The 17,185-nt window shown below is 54.9% G+C and carries 11 protein-coding genes; 2 read left to right on the top strand and 9 right to left on the bottom strand.

The features are described 5' to 3' along the window. Positions 1-6: 6 nt before the first annotated feature. The 4 genes from BT114_RS01865 to BT114_RS01850 form a co-directional block, all read right to left on the bottom strand. Positions 7-951 carry an alpha/beta hydrolase gene (locus tag BT114_RS01865; protein ID WP_072324601.1) on the bottom strand — a complete coding sequence of 315 codons (945 nt, stop codon included), beginning with the start codon at positions 949-951 and terminating at the stop codon, positions 7-9. 62 nt (positions 952-1,013) lie between these two features. After that, positions 1,014-4,895, bottom strand: a complete 3,882-nt coding sequence (gene hrpA, locus BT114_RS01860; protein WP_072324600.1) for an ATP-dependent RNA helicase HrpA — start codon at positions 4,893-4,895, stop codon at positions 1,014-1,016. 47 nt (positions 4,896-4,942) lie between these two features. Continuing rightward, complete coding sequence (locus BT114_RS01855) at positions 4,943-6,586, bottom strand: AMP-binding protein (protein WP_072324599.1); 1,644 nt, start codon at positions 6,584-6,586, stop codon at positions 4,943-4,945. A gap of 183 nt (positions 6,587-6,769) precedes the next feature. After that, positions 6,770-8,401, bottom strand: coding sequence for an acyl-CoA synthetase (locus BT114_RS01850; protein WP_072324598.1), 1,632 nt, complete (start codon positions 8,399-8,401; stop codon positions 6,770-6,772). Positions 8,402-8,646: 245 nt separating this feature from the next. Between BT114_RS01850 and BT114_RS01845 the strand changes: the two genes are divergently transcribed. Beyond that, on the top strand, positions 8,647-9,120 hold the full coding sequence (locus BT114_RS01845) for a MaoC/PaaZ C-terminal domain-containing protein (protein WP_072324597.1): 474 nt from the start codon (positions 8,647-8,649) through the stop codon (positions 9,118-9,120). A gap of 42 nt (positions 9,121-9,162) precedes the next feature. Here BT114_RS01845 and BT114_RS01840 read toward each other — a convergent pair whose 3' ends face one another. Beyond that, positions 9,163-9,633 carry an Lrp/AsnC family transcriptional regulator gene (locus tag BT114_RS01840; RefSeq protein ID WP_072324596.1) on the bottom strand — a complete coding sequence of 157 codons (471 nt, stop codon included), beginning with the start codon at positions 9,631-9,633 and terminating at the stop codon, positions 9,163-9,165. Between the two features lie 317 nt (positions 9,634-9,950). Between BT114_RS01840 and BT114_RS01835 the strand changes: the two genes are divergently transcribed. After that, complete coding sequence (locus BT114_RS01835) at positions 9,951-13,463, top strand: indolepyruvate ferredoxin oxidoreductase family protein (RefSeq protein ID WP_072324595.1); 3,513 nt, start codon at positions 9,951-9,953, stop codon at positions 13,461-13,463. Positions 13,464-13,477: 14 nt separating this feature from the next. Here BT114_RS01835 and BT114_RS01830 read toward each other — a convergent pair whose 3' ends face one another. From BT114_RS01830 to BT114_RS01815, 4 genes are all read right to left on the bottom strand, one after another. Continuing rightward, entirely contained in the window at positions 13,478-14,173 is a 696-nt protein-coding gene (locus tag BT114_RS01830) for a metallophosphoesterase (RefSeq protein ID WP_084661784.1), read from the bottom strand. Next, positions 14,170-15,345 carry a vWA domain-containing protein gene (locus BT114_RS01825; protein ID WP_072324594.1) on the bottom strand — a complete coding sequence of 392 codons (1,176 nt, stop codon included), beginning with the start codon at positions 15,343-15,345 and terminating at the stop codon, positions 14,170-14,172. The genes BT114_RS01830 and BT114_RS01825 overlap by 4 nt, the downstream gene beginning before the upstream one ends. A gap of 67 nt (positions 15,346-15,412) precedes the next feature. Continuing rightward, positions 15,413-16,258, bottom strand: a complete 846-nt coding sequence (locus tag BT114_RS01820) for an AAA family ATPase (RefSeq protein WP_072324593.1) — start codon at positions 16,256-16,258, stop codon at positions 15,413-15,415. Between the two features lie 109 nt (positions 16,259-16,367). Beyond that, positions 16,368-17,168, bottom strand: a complete 801-nt coding sequence (locus BT114_RS01815; protein WP_072324592.1) for a class II glutamine amidotransferase — start codon at positions 17,166-17,168, stop codon at positions 16,368-16,370. Between the last annotated feature and the right edge of the window lie 17 nt (positions 17,169-17,185).

The following is a 17,185-nucleotide window of genomic DNA, read 5'->3' as shown; positions in this document are numbered from 1 at the left end:
TCCGGCCTATTGGCCGGAGGTAGCCTGATGTTCTGGCAGTTCTTTCAGCCAGTCCAGCAATAGCGGGAAATAATCCTGCTCTGCCGCTTCATGCAGGCAAAGCTCGGAGCGACGGTAGTTTTTGTGATTGCCAACACGTCGCCCCAGCTTGATCAGACGACCATTATGGGCACCCAGATCAAACATGAAGGCGCGAGCATCAGCATCACTGCCGCGCCAGGACTGATAAAGGCTGGCAAAATACAGACTGGGCGGCCAATCCAGTTGTTTCACTGCAGCGGCATAATCAAAACCATCCTTGCCGCGCCAGGGTGAATCCAGCCAATACAACACATCCTGGTAAAAATTCAGGCTTTCGTTGCAACGACCCAGCTTGAAACGCACTGCTGGCACGTAACCCAGTAAGCGAGATACCAGGCTGATACCCCGACGGTGCAGCCAATTCACCCAGAAATGCTTGATGCGACCGGCAGGCTGGGATTCACGGAAAGGACTGAAATGCACCATGCCTCGTAACTGCTGCAGCTGTGCCGGATGACGAGCCAGGTAACTGGTCAATAACAAACTGCCAAAACCCTGACCAATCCAGATTTGCCCTGGTGTTGCAATACGCTTGTTCATGGCTTCCACCAGGCGGTGCAAATCCTGATTGATGGCATCTTCCACACCAAAAGGATGCTTTTTCAGCGTACTGCCGTCCAGTCGACGACTGCGTAACTCACCCATATAAACGTCATATCCCTGACGCGCCAGAACATAAGCCAGGCCAGTGCGTGCCTGACTGTCATGGAAGCAGCGGGCATCATCCATCAAACCATGCAGCATAAACACCGCCGGACCTGGATCCTTAACCGGATGAATCCGCACCAACTGAGCAAACTGCTGACCGGCAACCGGTATATTGATCCGCTCCTCAATGATCGAGACGGTTGTTGCGCTCTTCTGATTCATTCCTGGCTCCGTGGTTTCATCCCGGCATTATCCCATGTAAAACGACAGCAATAAACTCATCATCAAGAGACAAGTTTGGACCAGGCTTCTTCAAGCCGTCGAGCAGAAACCACCTGCCGGGTTCCCAGTTGCTGAGCGTAGAGGGAAACCCGATATTCTTCAATCAGCCAGGGGAATTCATTAAATGCCGGTGTGATGGCTGCTTTATCCTGCAACACCTTCCAGCGACCCTCCCAGCGCTGCCACAACACCTCCAGTTCTTCAGCCTGGCGCTGATCACGCAACCGGTCTCTGGGCGCTTTTTCCAGTCGGATATCGATGGCTTTCAGATAACGCGGGTATTCCTTTAACCAGTCACCCGCTCGCCAGATGAAGCCTGGATAAAACAAGCGCTCCAGTTGGCGCCGTACATCCTGATAGGTCAGCGCCAAAGCCAGGTCCAGCTTGCCCTTTAAACGGGCCGCCAGTGGTACCTGCAACTCCAGTGCCGCACGCACCTGCTTCAGACGCTCTGTTGCCAAGGGCACCCACTGTGCCTGTCGCTGTTCCAGCAACTGCTGAAATGCTTCTTCATCCCTTGGCCAGGTTGCAGCGTCCGCATCCAGGAAGGCGTCTCTTGCTGTTGCATCCAGCAGGTCGTCCAGTAACTGCTGACGACTGCCGATTTTACTGAACATCAACTGCACCTGACTCAACCCCGGCAACTGGCTCTGCAGGTATTTATCCTTTTGCGGCAGGCTCAGGCGAATCAGTCGCACCAGCCCCCGCTCACTGGCCTGACGTGCCTTCTCTGCAGTGTCAAACAGGGTGACACCAATGCTGCTGCCTTCATCCACCAGCGCTGGAAATGCCTGAATTTTCACACCGGCCTGCTGCTGCTCCAACACTGCAGGTAACTCACCAAAACTCCAGCCGGTGGCACCGGTCACCTGCAGCTGCCCGGCATCCAGTGCCCGGGTGGCTGCCTGAATCTGGCCTGCATACTGCTGACGCAGCTGCTCCAGATCCCGCCCCTGCCCCAACAGGCGCCCCTTTTCATCCAGCACCCGAAAGTTCATCTGCAAGTGGGGTGGCAGTTCCACATCCTGCCACAGGGTGTCATCAATCCGGACACCGCTGGTTTTGTAAAAAAACAGGCCCAGCGCCTTGCCCAGCGGCAGGTCATCCGGAACCAGCGCATTGATGGCAGCATCCACATAATCCGGCAGCGGCACAAAATTCTTGCGCACCTGCTTGGGCAGACCCCGCATCAAGGCCAAGCACTTTTCTTTCAGCAACCCGGGAACCAACCACTCCAGACGAGCATCTGGTAACTGCGCCAGCATCGCCGCCGGAACCGCCATACTGACACCATCATCGACTTCACCCGGTGCAAAGTTATAGGTCAGCTGCCAACTGATGCCCTGCCACTGCAAATGATCTGGAAAAGCCTCCTGGGTCACTTCATCCGCGGTGCGGGCCAGCAATTCCTCTCGGGTCAGCAATAACAAATCCGGCTGTTGTAGTTCGGCCTGTTTGCGCCATTGTTCAAAACTGGCGCCTCGGCACACTTCCGCTGGAATGCGGCTGTCATAAAACTCATACAACACCTGATCATCGACCAGAATATCCCGCTTGCGTGCCTTGTCTTCCAGTGTCTGCACTTCATTCAGCAGCGCCTGGTTGTGGGCCATGAAGGGTGCTTTGGTGGCGTAATCCCCTTCCACCAGAGCGGCCCGGATAAACAGCTCACGTGATAACACCGGATCAATGCTGCTGTAGTCCACCTTGCGACCAGTCACCACAGGCAAACCAAACAGGGTAACTTTTTCAAACGCTGCCACCCGGGCTGCCTTTTTCTCCCAGTGGGGCGAAGAATAATCACGTTTCAGCAGATGACCGGCCAGTGGCTCCACCCATTCGGGCTGAATTCTGGCCACCATGCGGGCATACAGGCGGGTGGTTTCCACCAGCTCAGCGGCCATCACCCATTTGGGTGGTTTTCTGGCCAGTTTAGAACCGGGGTGCACAAAAAACTTGCGGTTGCGTGCGCCCAGAAACTCACGGTTTTCCTGCTGCATGCCAATATTCGACAACAGGCCCGACAAGAGTGCCTGATGCAGTGGCTGCGGTCCCGCCGGTTGAGTGTTCTCTGTCAAGCCGATTTCCCGACACAACAACTTCAACTGATGGTGGGTGTCACGCCATTCACGCATCCGCATCCAGGACAGGAAGTGTTTCTGACAGTATTTACGCAGCTGACTGGCACTCAGCTCCTGACGCTGGGTTTCATAGTGGTGCCAGAGGTTCACCAGTGCCACAAAATCCGAGTCCGGATCCGCCCACTGGGCATGGGCCTGATCAGCAGCCTGCTGATGTTCCACCGGTCGTTCACGCGGGTCCTGCAGATTCAGTGCAGCAGTGATGATCATGACTTCCTGCAGGCAGCCCCTTGCGGAGGCTTCCAGCAGCATGCGCCCCAGACGCGGGTCCACCGGCAGGCGTGCCAGCTTGCGTCCCAGTGGCGTCAGTTCATTGCGGCGGTTAACTGCACCCAGTTCAAACAACAACCGAAAACCATCCTTGATGCTGCGACTGTCCGGCGGTTCCACAAAAGGAAAGTCAGCAATATCACCCAGGCGCAGCGCCAGCATCTGCAGAATCACCGCCGCCAGATTGGTGCGACGGATTTCCGGTTCGGTGAAATCCGGACGACTGTTGAAGTCATCCTCGGCATACAGGCGAATGCACAGGCCTTCGGCAATGCGCCCGCAGCGTCCGGCACGCTGCCGGGCACTGGCCTGGGAAACCGGTTCCACCGGCAAACGCTGCACACCTGCACGCACACTGTAACGACTGATGCGCGCCAGGCCCGGATCAATCACATAACGAATACCCGGTACGGTTAACGAGGTTTCTGCCACGTTGGTGGCCAGCACCACCCGTCGACCGGTATGGGACTGGAATACGCGCTGCTGCTCAGAGGCTGGCAAACGGGCATAAAGTGGCAACACCTCGGTGTCACGAAAACGACCGCCACCCTGGGCACGGCGAATTTCATGCGCCACTTCGCGGATTTCCCGCTCACCGGGCAGAAACACCAGTACATCCCGCGGACCATGCAGCCAGCCTTTTTCACGCTCCAGTTGCGCCACTTCTTCCAGTGCCTGCAACAACCCCTGCTGCAAGGTCAGATCAGCGGTGTCGGGGTCATCGGTCAGCAAGGGGCGATACAACTGCTCCACCGGATAACTGCGCCCGGAAACTTCAATCACCGGGCAGTCATCAAAATGTCTGGAAAAGCGTTCCAGATCTATGGTGGCTGAAGTGATCACCACTTTCAGATCCGGCCGTTTCGGCAGAATGCGTTTTAAATAACCCAGCAGAAAATCGATATTGAGGCTACGTTCGTGGGCCTCATCAATGATGATGGCTTCATAACGGTTTAAAAAAGGATCTTTCTGGGTTTCAGCCAGCAGAATACCGTCAGTCATCAGTTTGACCAGGGTGGTTTCGGACTGCTGGTCCTGAAAACGCACCTGATAACCGACTTGCTCACCCAGGGGCACACGTAACTCTTCCGCCAGACGCTGGGCCACCGAACGGGCAGCAAGACGCCGCGGCTGGGTATGACCGATCAGACCACGCGCTCCCAGGCCCAACTCCAGGCAGAGTTTAGGCAACTGGGTGGTTTTACCGGAACCGGTTTCACCGGCCACCACCACCACCTGATGTTGACGCAGGGTTGCCAGAATCTTGTCCCGGTGTTCACTGACCGGTAGATCCGGGTAGTCAATCTGCGGCCAGGCAGCTCGGCGTCGCGCCAGCTTTTCGGCAGAAGTCTGCAACTGCTGTTGCAGTGAGTCGGACAAGGCTTGTCCGTTGCGAATGGCCTGTTGGACCGGCCTGCGCAGGCGATGAAAATCCTGCAGCAGGCACTGGTCGAGCAAATCCTGATAAGGCATGGATACAACGGCTCACTGTGTCAAAAAGTGAGGCAGTATAATGGATATCAGGCGGCTTTTCCTTCGTCCTTGACCTCATCCCTCAACTGACGGCGCAATACCTTGCCAACATTGGTTTTTGGCAACTCATCACGGAACTCCACCAGACGCGGCACCTTGTAACCCGTCAGCCGCTCCTTGCACCAGTCACGGATTTCCTTCACATCCATATCCGGGTTACGCGATACCACAAACACCTTCACGGCTTCACCACTCTTTTCGTCCGGCACACCCACTGCAGCCACTTCCAGTACATCCGGGTGAGAGGCAATCACATCTTCCACCTCGTTGGGATAGACGTTGAAGCCGGACACGTTAATCATGTCTTTTTTGCGATCCACAATTCGTGCATAACCATCTTCCTGGATCACGGCAACATCCCCGGTGCGGAACCAGCCATCAGCACTGAGGCACTTGGCGGTTTCTTCCGGACGCTGCCAGTAACCCTTCATCACCTGCGGGCCACGAATACACAGCTCACCCGCCTCACCAATCGGCAAGCTGTTGCCCTCTTCGTCAATCACCTTCAGCTCGGTACTGGGCACTGCTTTACCGATACTGCCCAACTGAATGGCATTGGGTGGGTTAAAAGTTGCCACCGGTGAGGTTTCAGTCAGGCCGTAACCTTCAGCAATCGCGCAGCCTGTCACTTCCTTCCAGCGCTCTGCTGCAGAAGTGGTGAGTGACATGCCACCGGAAATGGTCAGTTTCAGCTTACTGAAATCCAGGGCTTTGAAGTCGTCACGATTGCACAGCGCCACAAACAGGGTGTTCAGGCCAACAAAACCAGTGAATTCGTTTTTCTGCAGTTCTTTCACAAAAGCTGGCAGATCACGCGGATTGGTGATCAGCAGTGAATGGTTGCCCAGCTCCATCATCACCATGCAGTTCACGGTGAAAGTGTAGATGTGGTACATCGGCAGGGGAGCCACTACCGTTTCACCGCCTTCACTCAATGCCTGCTTGATCACTGCCCGAGCCTGCAGCATGTTGGCCACCAGGTTGCGATGGGTCAGCATGGCACCCTTGGCCACACCGGTGGTGCCACCGGTGTACTGCAGCACCGCCAGATCATCCAGGGTGGGTTTGTTCGGTACCCAATGCCCCTTGCGCCCCAGATGCAAAGCCTTGCGGAAAGACACAGCGTGCGGCAGATGGTAAGCAGGCACCATCTTCTTGACGTGTTTCACCACCTTGTTGATCAGATGGCGCTTCACAAAGGGATGCATGTCCCCCAGCTCAGTGACAATCACATGCTTCAGATGAGTGTGAGTCAGTACCTTTTCGACGTTGTGGGCCATGTTGGCCAGCACCACAATCGCCCGTGCACCAGAGTCATTGAACTGATGCTCCATCTCACGCTCGGAATACAGCGGGTTGGTATTCACCACCACCAGGCCGGCGCGCAATGCACCAAACACGGCGATGGGGAACATCAGGGTATTGGGTAGCTGGATGGCAATGCGGTCGCCTGGTTTCAGATCGGTATGATTCTGCAGGTAAGCAGCAAAATGGCGGCTTTTTTCTTCCAGCTTGCCGTAGGTGATGGTTTTACCCATGCAAGTGAATGCAGGGCAATCCGCAAAGCGCTGGCAGGATTCGTCAAACACCTGCAGGATGGATTCAAAACGTCCCAGATCGATATCAGTCATACCTAGCCCTCGCCAGATTATTTTTATAAATGAGCAAGTGATGCCTGATCTGCAGTATAGTCATGCAGTAGATCAGCACACCAATTCAAACGTTCGTTTACTATACTGAGGCAGGCAAAAAAAAGCCAGCCCCCGGAGGACTGGCCAAAGTACAGCAGGAAAAACGCTTGCAGCAAACAGGCCTTAAAGGGTTTTGACCCGATCCCGCAACACAAACTTCTGAATCTTACCTGTTGAGGTTTTTGGCAGCTCACCAAACACCACGGTTTTGGGTGCCTTGAACTTCGCCATATTGTCACGACAAAAATCAATGATCTCCTGCTCGGTGACCTGTGCTCCTGCCTTCAGGTTAATGAAGGCACAGGGTGTTTCACCCCATTTTTCATCAGGACGTGCCACCACCGCTGCCTCGGATACTGCCGGGTGGCGATACAGCACATCTTCCACCTCAATGGAGGAAATGTTCTCACCACCGGAGATGATGATGTCTTTGGAGCGATCCTTGATTTCCACATAACCATCCGGGTGCCAGACGGCCAGATCACCGGAATGGAACCAGTCACCGGCAAAGGCCTCTTCGGTGGCACGCGGATTTTTCAGATAACCCTTCATCACCAGGTTGCCGCGCATGAATATCTCACCAATGGTCTGGCCATCCCGGGGTACCGGCTGCATTGTTTCCGGATCAGCCACCATCAGGCCTTCCTGCATCGGTGACTTCACACCCTGACGAGACTTCAGGCGGGCTTTTTCAGTCAGGGAGCGATCGTTCCACTCATCATGCCAGGCACAGACCACACAAGGACCGTAGGTTTCCGTCAGGCCATACACGTGGGTCACCTTGAAGCCCATCGCTTCCATCCCTTCAATGACTGCTGCAGGTGGCGCAGCACCGGCCGTCATCACCTTCACTTCATGGTTGATGCCGGTTTTTAAGCCTGCATCGGCATTGTTCAGCATGTTCAGTACAATCGGTGCACCACAGAAGTGATTCACCTTGTTGTTGCGGATCGAATCATAAATGGCATCCGCACGAACATGACGCAGACTGACACTGGTGCCAACGGTGGCAGCCAGTGTCCAGGGGAAACACCAGCCATTGCAGTGGAACATCGGCAGGGTCCAGAGGTACACCGGATGTTCACCCATGTTCCAGGACACGGCATTGGACACCGCATTCAGATAAGCGCCACGATGGTGATACACCACACCCTTGGGGTTGCCGGTGGTGCCCGAGGTATAGTTCAGGGTGATGGCATTCCACTCATCAGCGGGCAGGCTGTAGCTGAAACCTTCATCACCCTGGGCAATAAAGGCTTCATAATCCATCTCACCAATCAGTTCACCACCCTCATAAAAGGGGTCATCAATATCAATCACACGTGGACGGTTGGCACCCAGCATCTTGATGGCACGAGAGGCCACTTCAGAAAACTCACGATCCACAAACACAATTTTTGCTTCTGCGTGCTGCAGGATAAAAGAAATCGCCTCGGCATCCAGACGCGTGTTCACGGCATTCAGCACCGCACCACACATGGGTACACCAAAATGCGCTTCAAACAACGGATTGGTGTTGGCAGCAATGAAAGAAACTGTGTCACCTTCCGCAATACCCGCCTTGCTCAAGGCTGAAGCCAGGCGCACACAGCGCAGGTAGGTCTGCTTCCAGGTGAGCTGCTGATCATGGTGAATCTGGGCCACACGATCCGGGTAAACACTGGCAGCACGCTGCAGGTAAGAAAGGGGTGTCAGTGCGGCGAAGTTAGCGGCATTGCGATCCAGCCCCAGATTATAGATATTGGTATGCTGCATGGAAGTTGGCCTCTTTGGTCTGTTCTGTGTCTTATTGAAAACAGCGGAATCCATCCGTCATCTTTGTGTAAAAAATTTACATGAAGATTATTTAGCACTATGCTGCATCGCAACAAAATACGACCCTTGTCTTATTGCAACCTGCCACAAATAACCAAGCAAGCGCTCGACTGGCTTTCAATAATGGCAGGAGTTACCATTCACGCCAAGAGGCACAGATCAAAAACCACAAGGAAACAACAACCATGGCCACTCTGGAAAATCGTCCTTACGACACCCTCAACATTGGTGACTCAGCCACTTTTGAAAAAACCCTGACCGAGCGCGAACTGGTGTTGTTTGCCGCCGTATCAGGCGATGTGAACCCAGTGCACCTGGATGCCGAATTTGCCAAAACCAGCATGTTCGGTGAGCGTATTGCCCACGGCATGTGGTCCGGCTCCTTGATCTCTGCTGCCCTGGCCACAGTATTGCCCGGCCCCGGCACCATCTACATGGGGCAGGAACTCAGTTTCCGCCGCCCGGTGAAACTGGATGACACCCTGACCGTGACCCTGACGGTTAAAGACAAGCAGGATGCCAAAAAGATTGTTGAACTGGATTGCCTGGTCACCAACCAGAAGGGTGAAAAGGTGGTAACGGGTACGGCCAAGGTGATTGCACCTGCTGAAAAGGTCGTGCTGCAAGCCCCCACCCTGCCGAAGATCAGCATTGGCTGAATTTGTTTCAACGGCCATTACCCTGTGGGTCTCAGTTGCCAATCAACCCAGGGGCATGGCCGTTTCGTTCTTGATTTCGCGCAGGGCAAAGTTGGAATTGACCTGCGCGATGCCTTTCAAGGTAAAAATCTTTTCATTCAGAAAGCGGTCATAGGCCGGCATGTCCTGAATCACCACCCGCAGAATAAAATCCGCCTGACCGGTGGTGGCATAACACTGCAGCACTTCGGGATACTCCCGCATCCGGCTTTCAAATTCGGTGGTGTTATCAATCGAGTGACGCTGCAGGGTCACCATCACCAGAACATTTAATGGCTGACCAACCTGCACCGGGTCCACCAGCGCCACAAAACCACGGATCACTCCAGCCTCCTCCAGCGCTTTCACCCGACGCCAGCAAGCTGCCGGAGAAAGGCCGATGCGTTCCGCCAGTTCCTGATTGCTGATGCGGCCATCCTGCTGCAAATACTGCAGGATACGTTGATCGTATTTGTCCAGTTGCGGGCGATGCATGGCAGGTCACTCTTGTTTTTATTATTCAGCATAAGGAAACCTCTGATTAACTACTTTGCTGGCTTATGCTGTGTTGAAGTTGGCCTCAAAATGCTCATTTACTCTGTGTAAACTCCGCTTTTTCAGCCAATTTCGCCTTGCCTAACCTGCACTCGTGACATTAATCAGAGGTTTCCAGGAAATGATATTCATCAATTATATCGATCAGCGCAAGAATATTGTGTAACCGGGCTTTTCAGCCGGTGTATTTGCAAGCACTTTTCTGATCTTAAGCACTAGACTTCACTGCATAACAATGACAACAACCGGTGAAGATGATGAACATCCCCCAGCCCACAGCCGGGCAACCCCATCTGGACGATTACCGTCTGGAAGACCGTTACACCCGTGACCAGGGCCGTGTGTTTTTAACCGGCACTCAGGCACTGGTCCGCATTGCCCTGCGCCAGGCCGAACTGGATCGAAAAAAAGGCCTGAAAACCGGTGGTATGATCAGCGGTTACCGTGGCTCGCCACTGGGAGCGGTTGATCTGGAACTCTGGAAAGCCCGTAAACTGCTGGACAACCACCAGATTGAATTCATTCCAGCCATCAATGAAGACCTGGCCGCCACCCTGCTGCTGGGCACCCAGCAGGTGGAAACCGACCCGGAGCGTCAGGTTGATGGGGTGTTTGGCCTCTGGTACGGCAAAGGCCCCGGTGTGGATCGCTCGGGTGATGCCTTAAAACACGGTAATGCTTATGGCAGCTCCCCCCACGGGGGTGTACTGGTGGTGGCCGGTGATGATCATGGCTGTGTTTCCTCTTCCATGCCGCATCAGTCAGACGTGGCTTTCATGTCCTGGTTCATGCCAGTGATTCATCCAGCCAGCGTGGCCGAATATGAAAGTTTTGGCCTCTGGGGTTATGCCTTGTCACGTTATTCCGGCTGTTGGGTAGGGTTTAAAGCCGTATCAGAAACGGTGGAAAGTGCCGCATCGGTGGAAGTGCCTCCCCTGCCTGAGTTTGTGATTCCAGATGATTTCACCCCCCCAGCTGATGGACTGCACTATCGCTGGCCAGATCTGCCAGGGCCTCAACTCGAAACCCGCATGGAACACAAACTGGCCGCAGTGCAGGCTTTTGCCCGTGCCAATCCGCTGGACCGGCGCATTCTGAACCTGCCACACGCCCGCTTTGGTCTGGTCACCACCGGCAAGGCCCATCTGGATCTGATGGAAGCCTTGCAACTGCTGGGATTAGACGAAACCCGGCTGCGTGAACTGGGCATTGATATCTACAAGGTCGCCATGGTGTGGCCACTGAATCGTCAGGGAGCCCTCGACTTTGTGCATGGCAAGCAGGAAATTCTGGTGGTTGAGGAAAAGCGCGGCATCATCGAAAGCCAGATCAAGGAATACATGTCCGAACCAGACCACCCCGGTGAAGTCCTGGTCACGGGCAAACAGGACGAGCAGGGGCAACCGCTGATTCCTTATGTGGGCGTGCTCAGCCCACTGCTGCTGGCTGAGTTTGTAGCCTTGAGACTGGAACGTTTTTTCGGGCTGAAATTCAGTGATCAACTGGAGGCACTCAAGGCAAACTGCCTGAAAGCCCAGGACCCCGGCGGTGCCCGTCGCCTGCCTTATTTCTGCTCGGGATGCCCGCACAACACCTCCACCAAAGTGCCGGAAGGCAGCAAGGCACTGGCTGGCATTGGTTGTCATTTCATGGCCTCCTGGATGGGTCGCCAGACCGAATCCCTGATCCAGATGGGTGGTGAAGGCGTCAACTGGGTGGGTCGCAGCCGTTTCACCGGCAAGGGTCACATCTTCCAGAATCTCGGGGAAGGCACCTGGTTCCATTCCGGCTCCATGGCTGTACGCCAGGCTGTGGCTGCAGGCGTTAACATCACCTACAAGATCCTGTTCAACGATGCCGTGGCCATGACCGGTGGCCAGCCGGTGGATGGCCCCGTCAGCGTGCCGATGATTGCCCGTCAATCACTGGATGAAGGGGTGAAAAAAGTGGTGGTGGTCACTGATGAGCCGGAAAAATACCGGCGTGAACACCTGCCGGCCGGTATCAGTGTGCATCACCGCGATGAACTGGACAGCTTGCAGCGCAAGCTGAGGGATATCCCCGGCTGCACGGTGCTGATCTATGATCAGGCCTGTGCGGCTGAAAAGCGTCGCCGCCGCAAGCGGGGGCTGTATCCGGACCCCGCCAGACGGGTGATGATCAACCCTCATGTCTGTGAAGCTTGTGGCGACTGTTCAGTGCAATCCAATTGCCTGTCGGTGGTACCACGCGAAACACCACTGGGGCGCAAACGTCAGATTGATCAGTCTTCCTGCAACAAGGATTTTTCCTGTGTGCAGGGTTTCTGCCCCAGTTTTGTGACCATTGAAGGCGGGCAATTACGCAAGGGTGAAGGGCTGACCGTTGATGCTGCCTTCCAGCAACGCATTGCTGCCCTGCCACAACCTCAGCCACCCAGCCTGGAGCAGACTTACAACCTGCTGGTCTGTGGTGTGGGTGGCACCGGTGTGATCACGGTGGGTCAGTTGATCACCATGGCTGCTCACCTGGAAGGCAAAGGCAGCAGTGTGCTGGACTTCATGGGGTTTGCCCAGAAGGGTGGCAGTGTGATCAGTTTCATACGCCTGGCACCCAGCCCACAACACCTGCATCAGGTACGCATTGAAAATGGCCAGACCCACGCCCTGCTGGCTTGTGACCTGTTGGTGGCCACCTCCGCACGCACCCTGCCACTGCTGCAGCCGGGCAAAACGCGCATGGTCTGCAATGAAGCCGAACTGCCTTCGGCCGATTATGTCTTGCAGCGGGATGCCAGCATGGGTGTGGCCCAGCGCCTGGCGTTACTGCGCAGCACTGCGCCGGCCTCCGGTTTTGCCAGCCTGCAGGCCAACCGCCTGGCTGAACGCCTGATGGGTGACAGCGTTTACGCCAACGTGCTGCTACTGGGTTATGCCTGGCAACAAGGCTTGTTACCTGTGTCTGAAAGTGCGCTGTTACGTGCCATCGAATTAAACGCTGTTGCCGTGGATCTGAACAAGCAGGCTTTTGCCTGGGGCCGACTGGCTGCCGCAGAACCTGAGCAGGTGGAACAACTGCAGGACCACCAGCCACTTCCGGAAACAGCCTCGCTGCAGGAGCGCATCCAACACCATGCCGGTTATCTCACCCACTGGCAGCACCAGGCCTGGGCTGATCAGTATCAACAACAACTGGAGCGAGTGCGTCAGGCAGAAATGCAACTGCTGCAAATAACAGATACAACTGAAAACCCATCCCTGCCCTTAACCGAGGCTGTTGCCCGTCAGTTATTCCGATTGATGAGTTACAAGGATGAATACGAGGTGGCCCGCCTGTTCACTCGCAGCGACTTTCTGGATGAAGTGAACCAGACCTTCACCGGTCACTGGCAACTGCATTTCCACATGGCCCCACCGCTGCTGAACTTTGGCAAGGATGCTGCCGGTCGCCCGAAAAAACGTCGTTATGGTCGCTGGTTGCTGCCGGTGTTACGCCTGCTGGCCAACCTGAAAGGCCTGCGCAATACAGCATTGGACCCCTTCCGCTTCAGCCAGGATCGCAAGCTGGATCGACAGTTGCTGACGGACTACCAGCAACTGCTGGATGATCTGCTGCAAGGGCTCAAGCCAGACAACCACACCACAGCAGTGGCGCTGGCTCGCCTGCCGGAAGAAATCCGTGGTTTTGGTCCGGTTCGGGAAGCGGCTGCCCATCAGGTGCAAGCTCGCAAGGAAAAACTGCTGCGGGAATTTCGTGAGGGCAAAACCACAACCCTGGCCATTGCAGTGTAGGGTTTATTGGCAGATCAGGCAGGATCTGCCAATAACTGACTGACTTCGCGGATCGACAGATAACCCCCGACCTGGGGTGCACAGATGCCGGTTTCCAGATAATGCACATTACCCAGTCGGGTTGGCTCAGGCACCAGAGTATGACCACAGACCACGGCATCGATGTGATGAACACGGTGTGCCAGGCCAGTGCGAATACGCGTTCGCAAGGTGGTGGTCACTTCCAGTAGATGGCTGGTCATTTCACCGCGCCAATGGCGTAAACAATTCCAGTCGTCCTGGGGGACTTCAGCATGAATGATGCCCAGTTGCTGCCCCTTGCAGGGTACTTCCAGTGCCAGTGGCATTTTTTCCTGAATCAGCTGCGCCATGTCCTGCAACTCTTCATCCGTATAGAGTGAACTCCAGCGCCCGCCATTCAGCAGCCAGGTCATGCTGACATCTGCGTCACCGGTCAGGCTGTGAATCAAAAAACGCTCATGGTTGCCCTGCACAGAAAAAAACCAGGACTCCTTCACCAGCTCCAGACAGCGCACCGAATCCGGGCCGCGATCAATCAGATCACCCACTGCCAGCACCCGGTCACAGGTCGGATCAAAACGCAGCTCTTCCAGCCGTTCCATCAGGGGTGAGTAATAACCATGCAAATCACCCACCACAAAATCCCGTCCACGGGTATTTTCAGTCAACAGCTGCAGGATACGACTCATTTCACCAGCTCCCGCATGGCCGCATCCAGGCCTTCCAGCGTCAGCGGAAACATGCGGTCATGCACCAGTTGGCGCAACATGCCAATCGATTGGGTGTACTCCCAATACTTCTCCGGCACCGGATTCAGCCACACCACCCGACTCCAGGTGTCAGTGACCCGCCGAATCCAGGCCTGCCCCGGCTCATCATTAAAATGCTCCACACTGCCACCGGGCATTGCCACCTCGTAGGGTGACATGGACGCATCACCGACAAAAATCACCTTATAGTCGGGACCATACTTGTGCAGCAGATCCAGCGTGGCAGTACGCTCATTAAAACGCCGATTGTTATCCTTCCACACCGACTCATACAGGCAGTTGTGAAAATAAAAATGTTCCAGATGCTTGAATTCCGTGCGACAGGCAGTGAACAACTCCTCCACCAGCTCGATGTGATCATCCATTGAACCACCCACATCCAGCAGCAACAACACCTTCACGGCATTGTGCTTTTCCCGCACCATCTGCAGGTCCAGATGCCCGGCATTGCGTGCCGTGGCACGAATGGTGCCATCCAGATCCAGTTCCTCCGCCGCGCCGGTGCGGGCAAACTTGCGCAGCCGCTTGAGTGCCACCTGAATATTACGATTGCTCAGGCCCTGGGCATCATCAAAATTACGGAACTCGCGCTTTTCCCACACCTTCACGGCACGGCGATTTTTCGACTGCCCACCCACCCGGATGCCCTCCGGATGATAACCACCATGTCCAAAGGGTGACGTGCCGCCGGTACCCACCCACTTGTTGCCTCCGGCATGGCGTTCCTTCTGCTCTTCCAGCCGCTTTTTGAATTCTTCCATCAGCTTTTCAAGGCTGCCGAGGCTCTGAATCTTCTGGCGTTCTTCTTCAGTCAGGTACTTCTCAAAGGTCTGGCGCAGCCAGTCATCGGGAATCACCTTCTGCAACAGTTCATCCAGGCTGCCAATGCCTTCAAAATAACTGGAGAAAGCCAGATCAAAGCGGTCGTAGTACTTTTCATCCTTGACCAGACAGGTTCGCGCCAGCAGATAAAAATCCTCCTGATCAGCAAACCCCAGATCCGCCTGCAAGGCACGAATCAGATCCAGCAACTCCCGTGGCGTTGCCGGCACACCTGCAGCACGGACTTCCTGAAAAAAATCAATCAGCATGAATGACTACCGGACTTGATAACTGAAATGGAGCTGGCAACCTTGCTGAGCGAGCCATGAATCAACACTAGCGTGATTGCCGACGCATCATGAATGCCAGGCGTTCCAGCAGGCTGGCATCCTGTTCGTTTTTCACCAGCGCACCACACAAGGGCGGCACTGCACTGGCTGAGTCCTTTTCCAGCAACACTTCACGCGCCAGATCATCCGCCATCAGCAGCTTGATCCAGTCCACCAGCTCGGAAGTACTGGGCTTTTTCTTCAAGCCGGCAATGTCACGCAGATCATAAAAGACTTCCAGTGCCTTCTGTACCAGCTGCTGCTGAATGCCCGGATAATGCACCTCAACGATCTGGCGCATGGTGTCCTTGTCCGGAAAGCGGATGTAATGGAAAAAGCAACGACGCAGAAAAGCATCAGGCAGTTCTTTTTCATTGTTCGAGGTGATGATCACCAGGGGTCGCTGGCTGGCCTTGATGGTCTGCTGGGTTTCATACACATAAAACTCCATGCGATCCAGTTCCAGCAACAGGTCATTGGGAAACTCGATATCGGCCTTGTCCACTTCATCAATCAGCAACACAGCCTGCTTTTCACTGCTGAAGGCTTCCCAGAGCTTGCCCGGCACAATGTAGTTGCTGATGTCGTGCACCCGGTCGTTACCCAACTGGGAGTCACGCAAACGCGATACCGCGTCATATTCATACAAGCCCTGTTGAGCCTTGGTGGTGGATTTCACATGCCAGGTGATCAGTGGCATGTCCAGGGCGGCGGCCACTTCTTCTGCCAGCAGGGTTTTACCGGTCCCTGGCTCACCCTTGATCAACAGCGGGCGCTGCAGGGTTATGGCGGCATTCACTGCCAACTGCAACTCATCAGTAGCAACGTAGTTTTTGGTTCCGGTGAATTTCATAAGGATCTCTTCTTGAACGGGCCACTTTGAATGGACTGGCCATTTTGAACAAAGCAAGGATGCCACAAAGTCTAATCGGCTCGCAGGGGTGGTTCAAACCAGAAAGGGGTTAATTGCTGGTTACTGTGTGACTGGTGCGTCGCGCAACCAACTCGCCATCACGGAACACCACCAGCTCGCCGGTGGCCATAATGGTCCAGTCTTCATTAGTGGTCAGCGGTTCAGTCGCCAGAACACTCACCACATCCTGCGGTGTTGTACAGGCGGCAAAATCCACCTTCAGCTCGGTATCTTTTAACAAGGCTGGTCCAAACGGGGCTCGACGGGTGATGTGTGCCAATTTGGTGGAGCAATAAGCATAGAGGTATTCACTGTCAGAAAACAGCAGATTGAACACCCCCAGGCTGCGCAGGGTCTCACAACTTTCGTGAATCAACTGCTGCAGGGCTTCCGGGTTTTCCGGCGGCTGTGGAAACGCCTCACGAATCCTGCTTAACAGCCAGCAAAAGGCCCACTCGCTATCCGTGTGGCCAGTGGGTTGATAAAAACCCAGTGATAAGGCCTCACGAAAACCTGCCAACTGACCATTGTGGGCATAACACCAATGGCGTCCCCAGAGTTCACGGGAAAAAGGATGGGTATTACCCAGGTTAATCTGGCCCACATTGGCCTGGCGAATATGACTGATGACAATCCGGCTTTTGATTGGATAGTCCAGTATCAGTCTTGCAACCGGAGAATTGATGGAAGGATGAGGATCCTTGAATTCCCGGTAACCCTCATCTTCATAAAAGGCTACACCCCAACCATCCCGATGCGGACCCGTGGCACCACCACGCTGCAGAAATCCGGCCATGCTGAAGGTGATGTCAGTAGGGACATTGGCACTCATGCCCAGCAGTTCACACATTCAGCACGGCTCCCGAA

The sequence above is a fragment of the Marinospirillum alkaliphilum DSM 21637 genome, assembly GCF_900119735.1.
GTDB lineage: Bacteria > Pseudomonadota > Gammaproteobacteria > Pseudomonadales > Halomonadaceae > Marinospirillum > Marinospirillum alkaliphilum.
Note: the sequence above shows the minus strand (reverse complement) of the source record. Positions and strands in the feature narration are given on the sequence as shown.

Coding starts and splice junctions, on each gene's coding strand:
- BT114_RS01845 (WP_072324597.1), top strand. CDS start 8,647: ATGGCCACTCTGGAAAATCGTCCTTACGACACCCTCAACATTGGTGAC.
- BT114_RS01840 (WP_072324596.1), bottom strand. CDS start 9,633: ATGCATCGCCCGCAACTGGACAAATACGATCAACGTATCCTGCAGTAT.
- BT114_RS01815 (WP_072324592.1), bottom strand. CDS start 17,168: ATGTGTGAACTGCTGGGCATGAGTGCCAATGTCCCTACTGACATCACC.
- BT114_RS01820 (WP_072324593.1), bottom strand. CDS start 16,258: ATGAAATTCACCGGAACCAAAAACTACGTTGCTACTGATGAGTTGCAG.
- BT114_RS01835 (WP_072324595.1), top strand. CDS start 9,951: ATGAACATCCCCCAGCCCACAGCCGGGCAACCCCATCTGGACGATTAC.
- BT114_RS01855 (WP_072324599.1), bottom strand. CDS start 6,586: ATGACTGATATCGATCTGGGACGTTTTGAATCCATCCTGCAGGTGTTT.
- BT114_RS01830 (WP_084661784.1), bottom strand. CDS start 14,173: ATGAGTCGTATCCTGCAGCTGTTGACTGAAAATACCCGTGGACGGGAT.
- BT114_RS01850 (WP_072324598.1), bottom strand. CDS start 8,401: ATGCAGCATACCAATATCTATAATCTGGGGCTGGATCGCAATGCCGCT.
- BT114_RS01825 (WP_072324594.1), bottom strand. CDS start 15,345: ATGCTGATTGATTTTTTTCAGGAAGTCCGTGCTGCAGGTGTGCCGGCA.
- hrpA (WP_072324600.1), bottom strand. CDS start 4,895: ATGCCTTATCAGGATTTGCTCGACCAGTGCCTGCTGCAGGATTTTCAT.
- BT114_RS01865 (WP_072324601.1), bottom strand. CDS start 951: ATGAATCAGAAGAGCGCAACAACCGTCTCGATCATTGAGGAGCGGATC.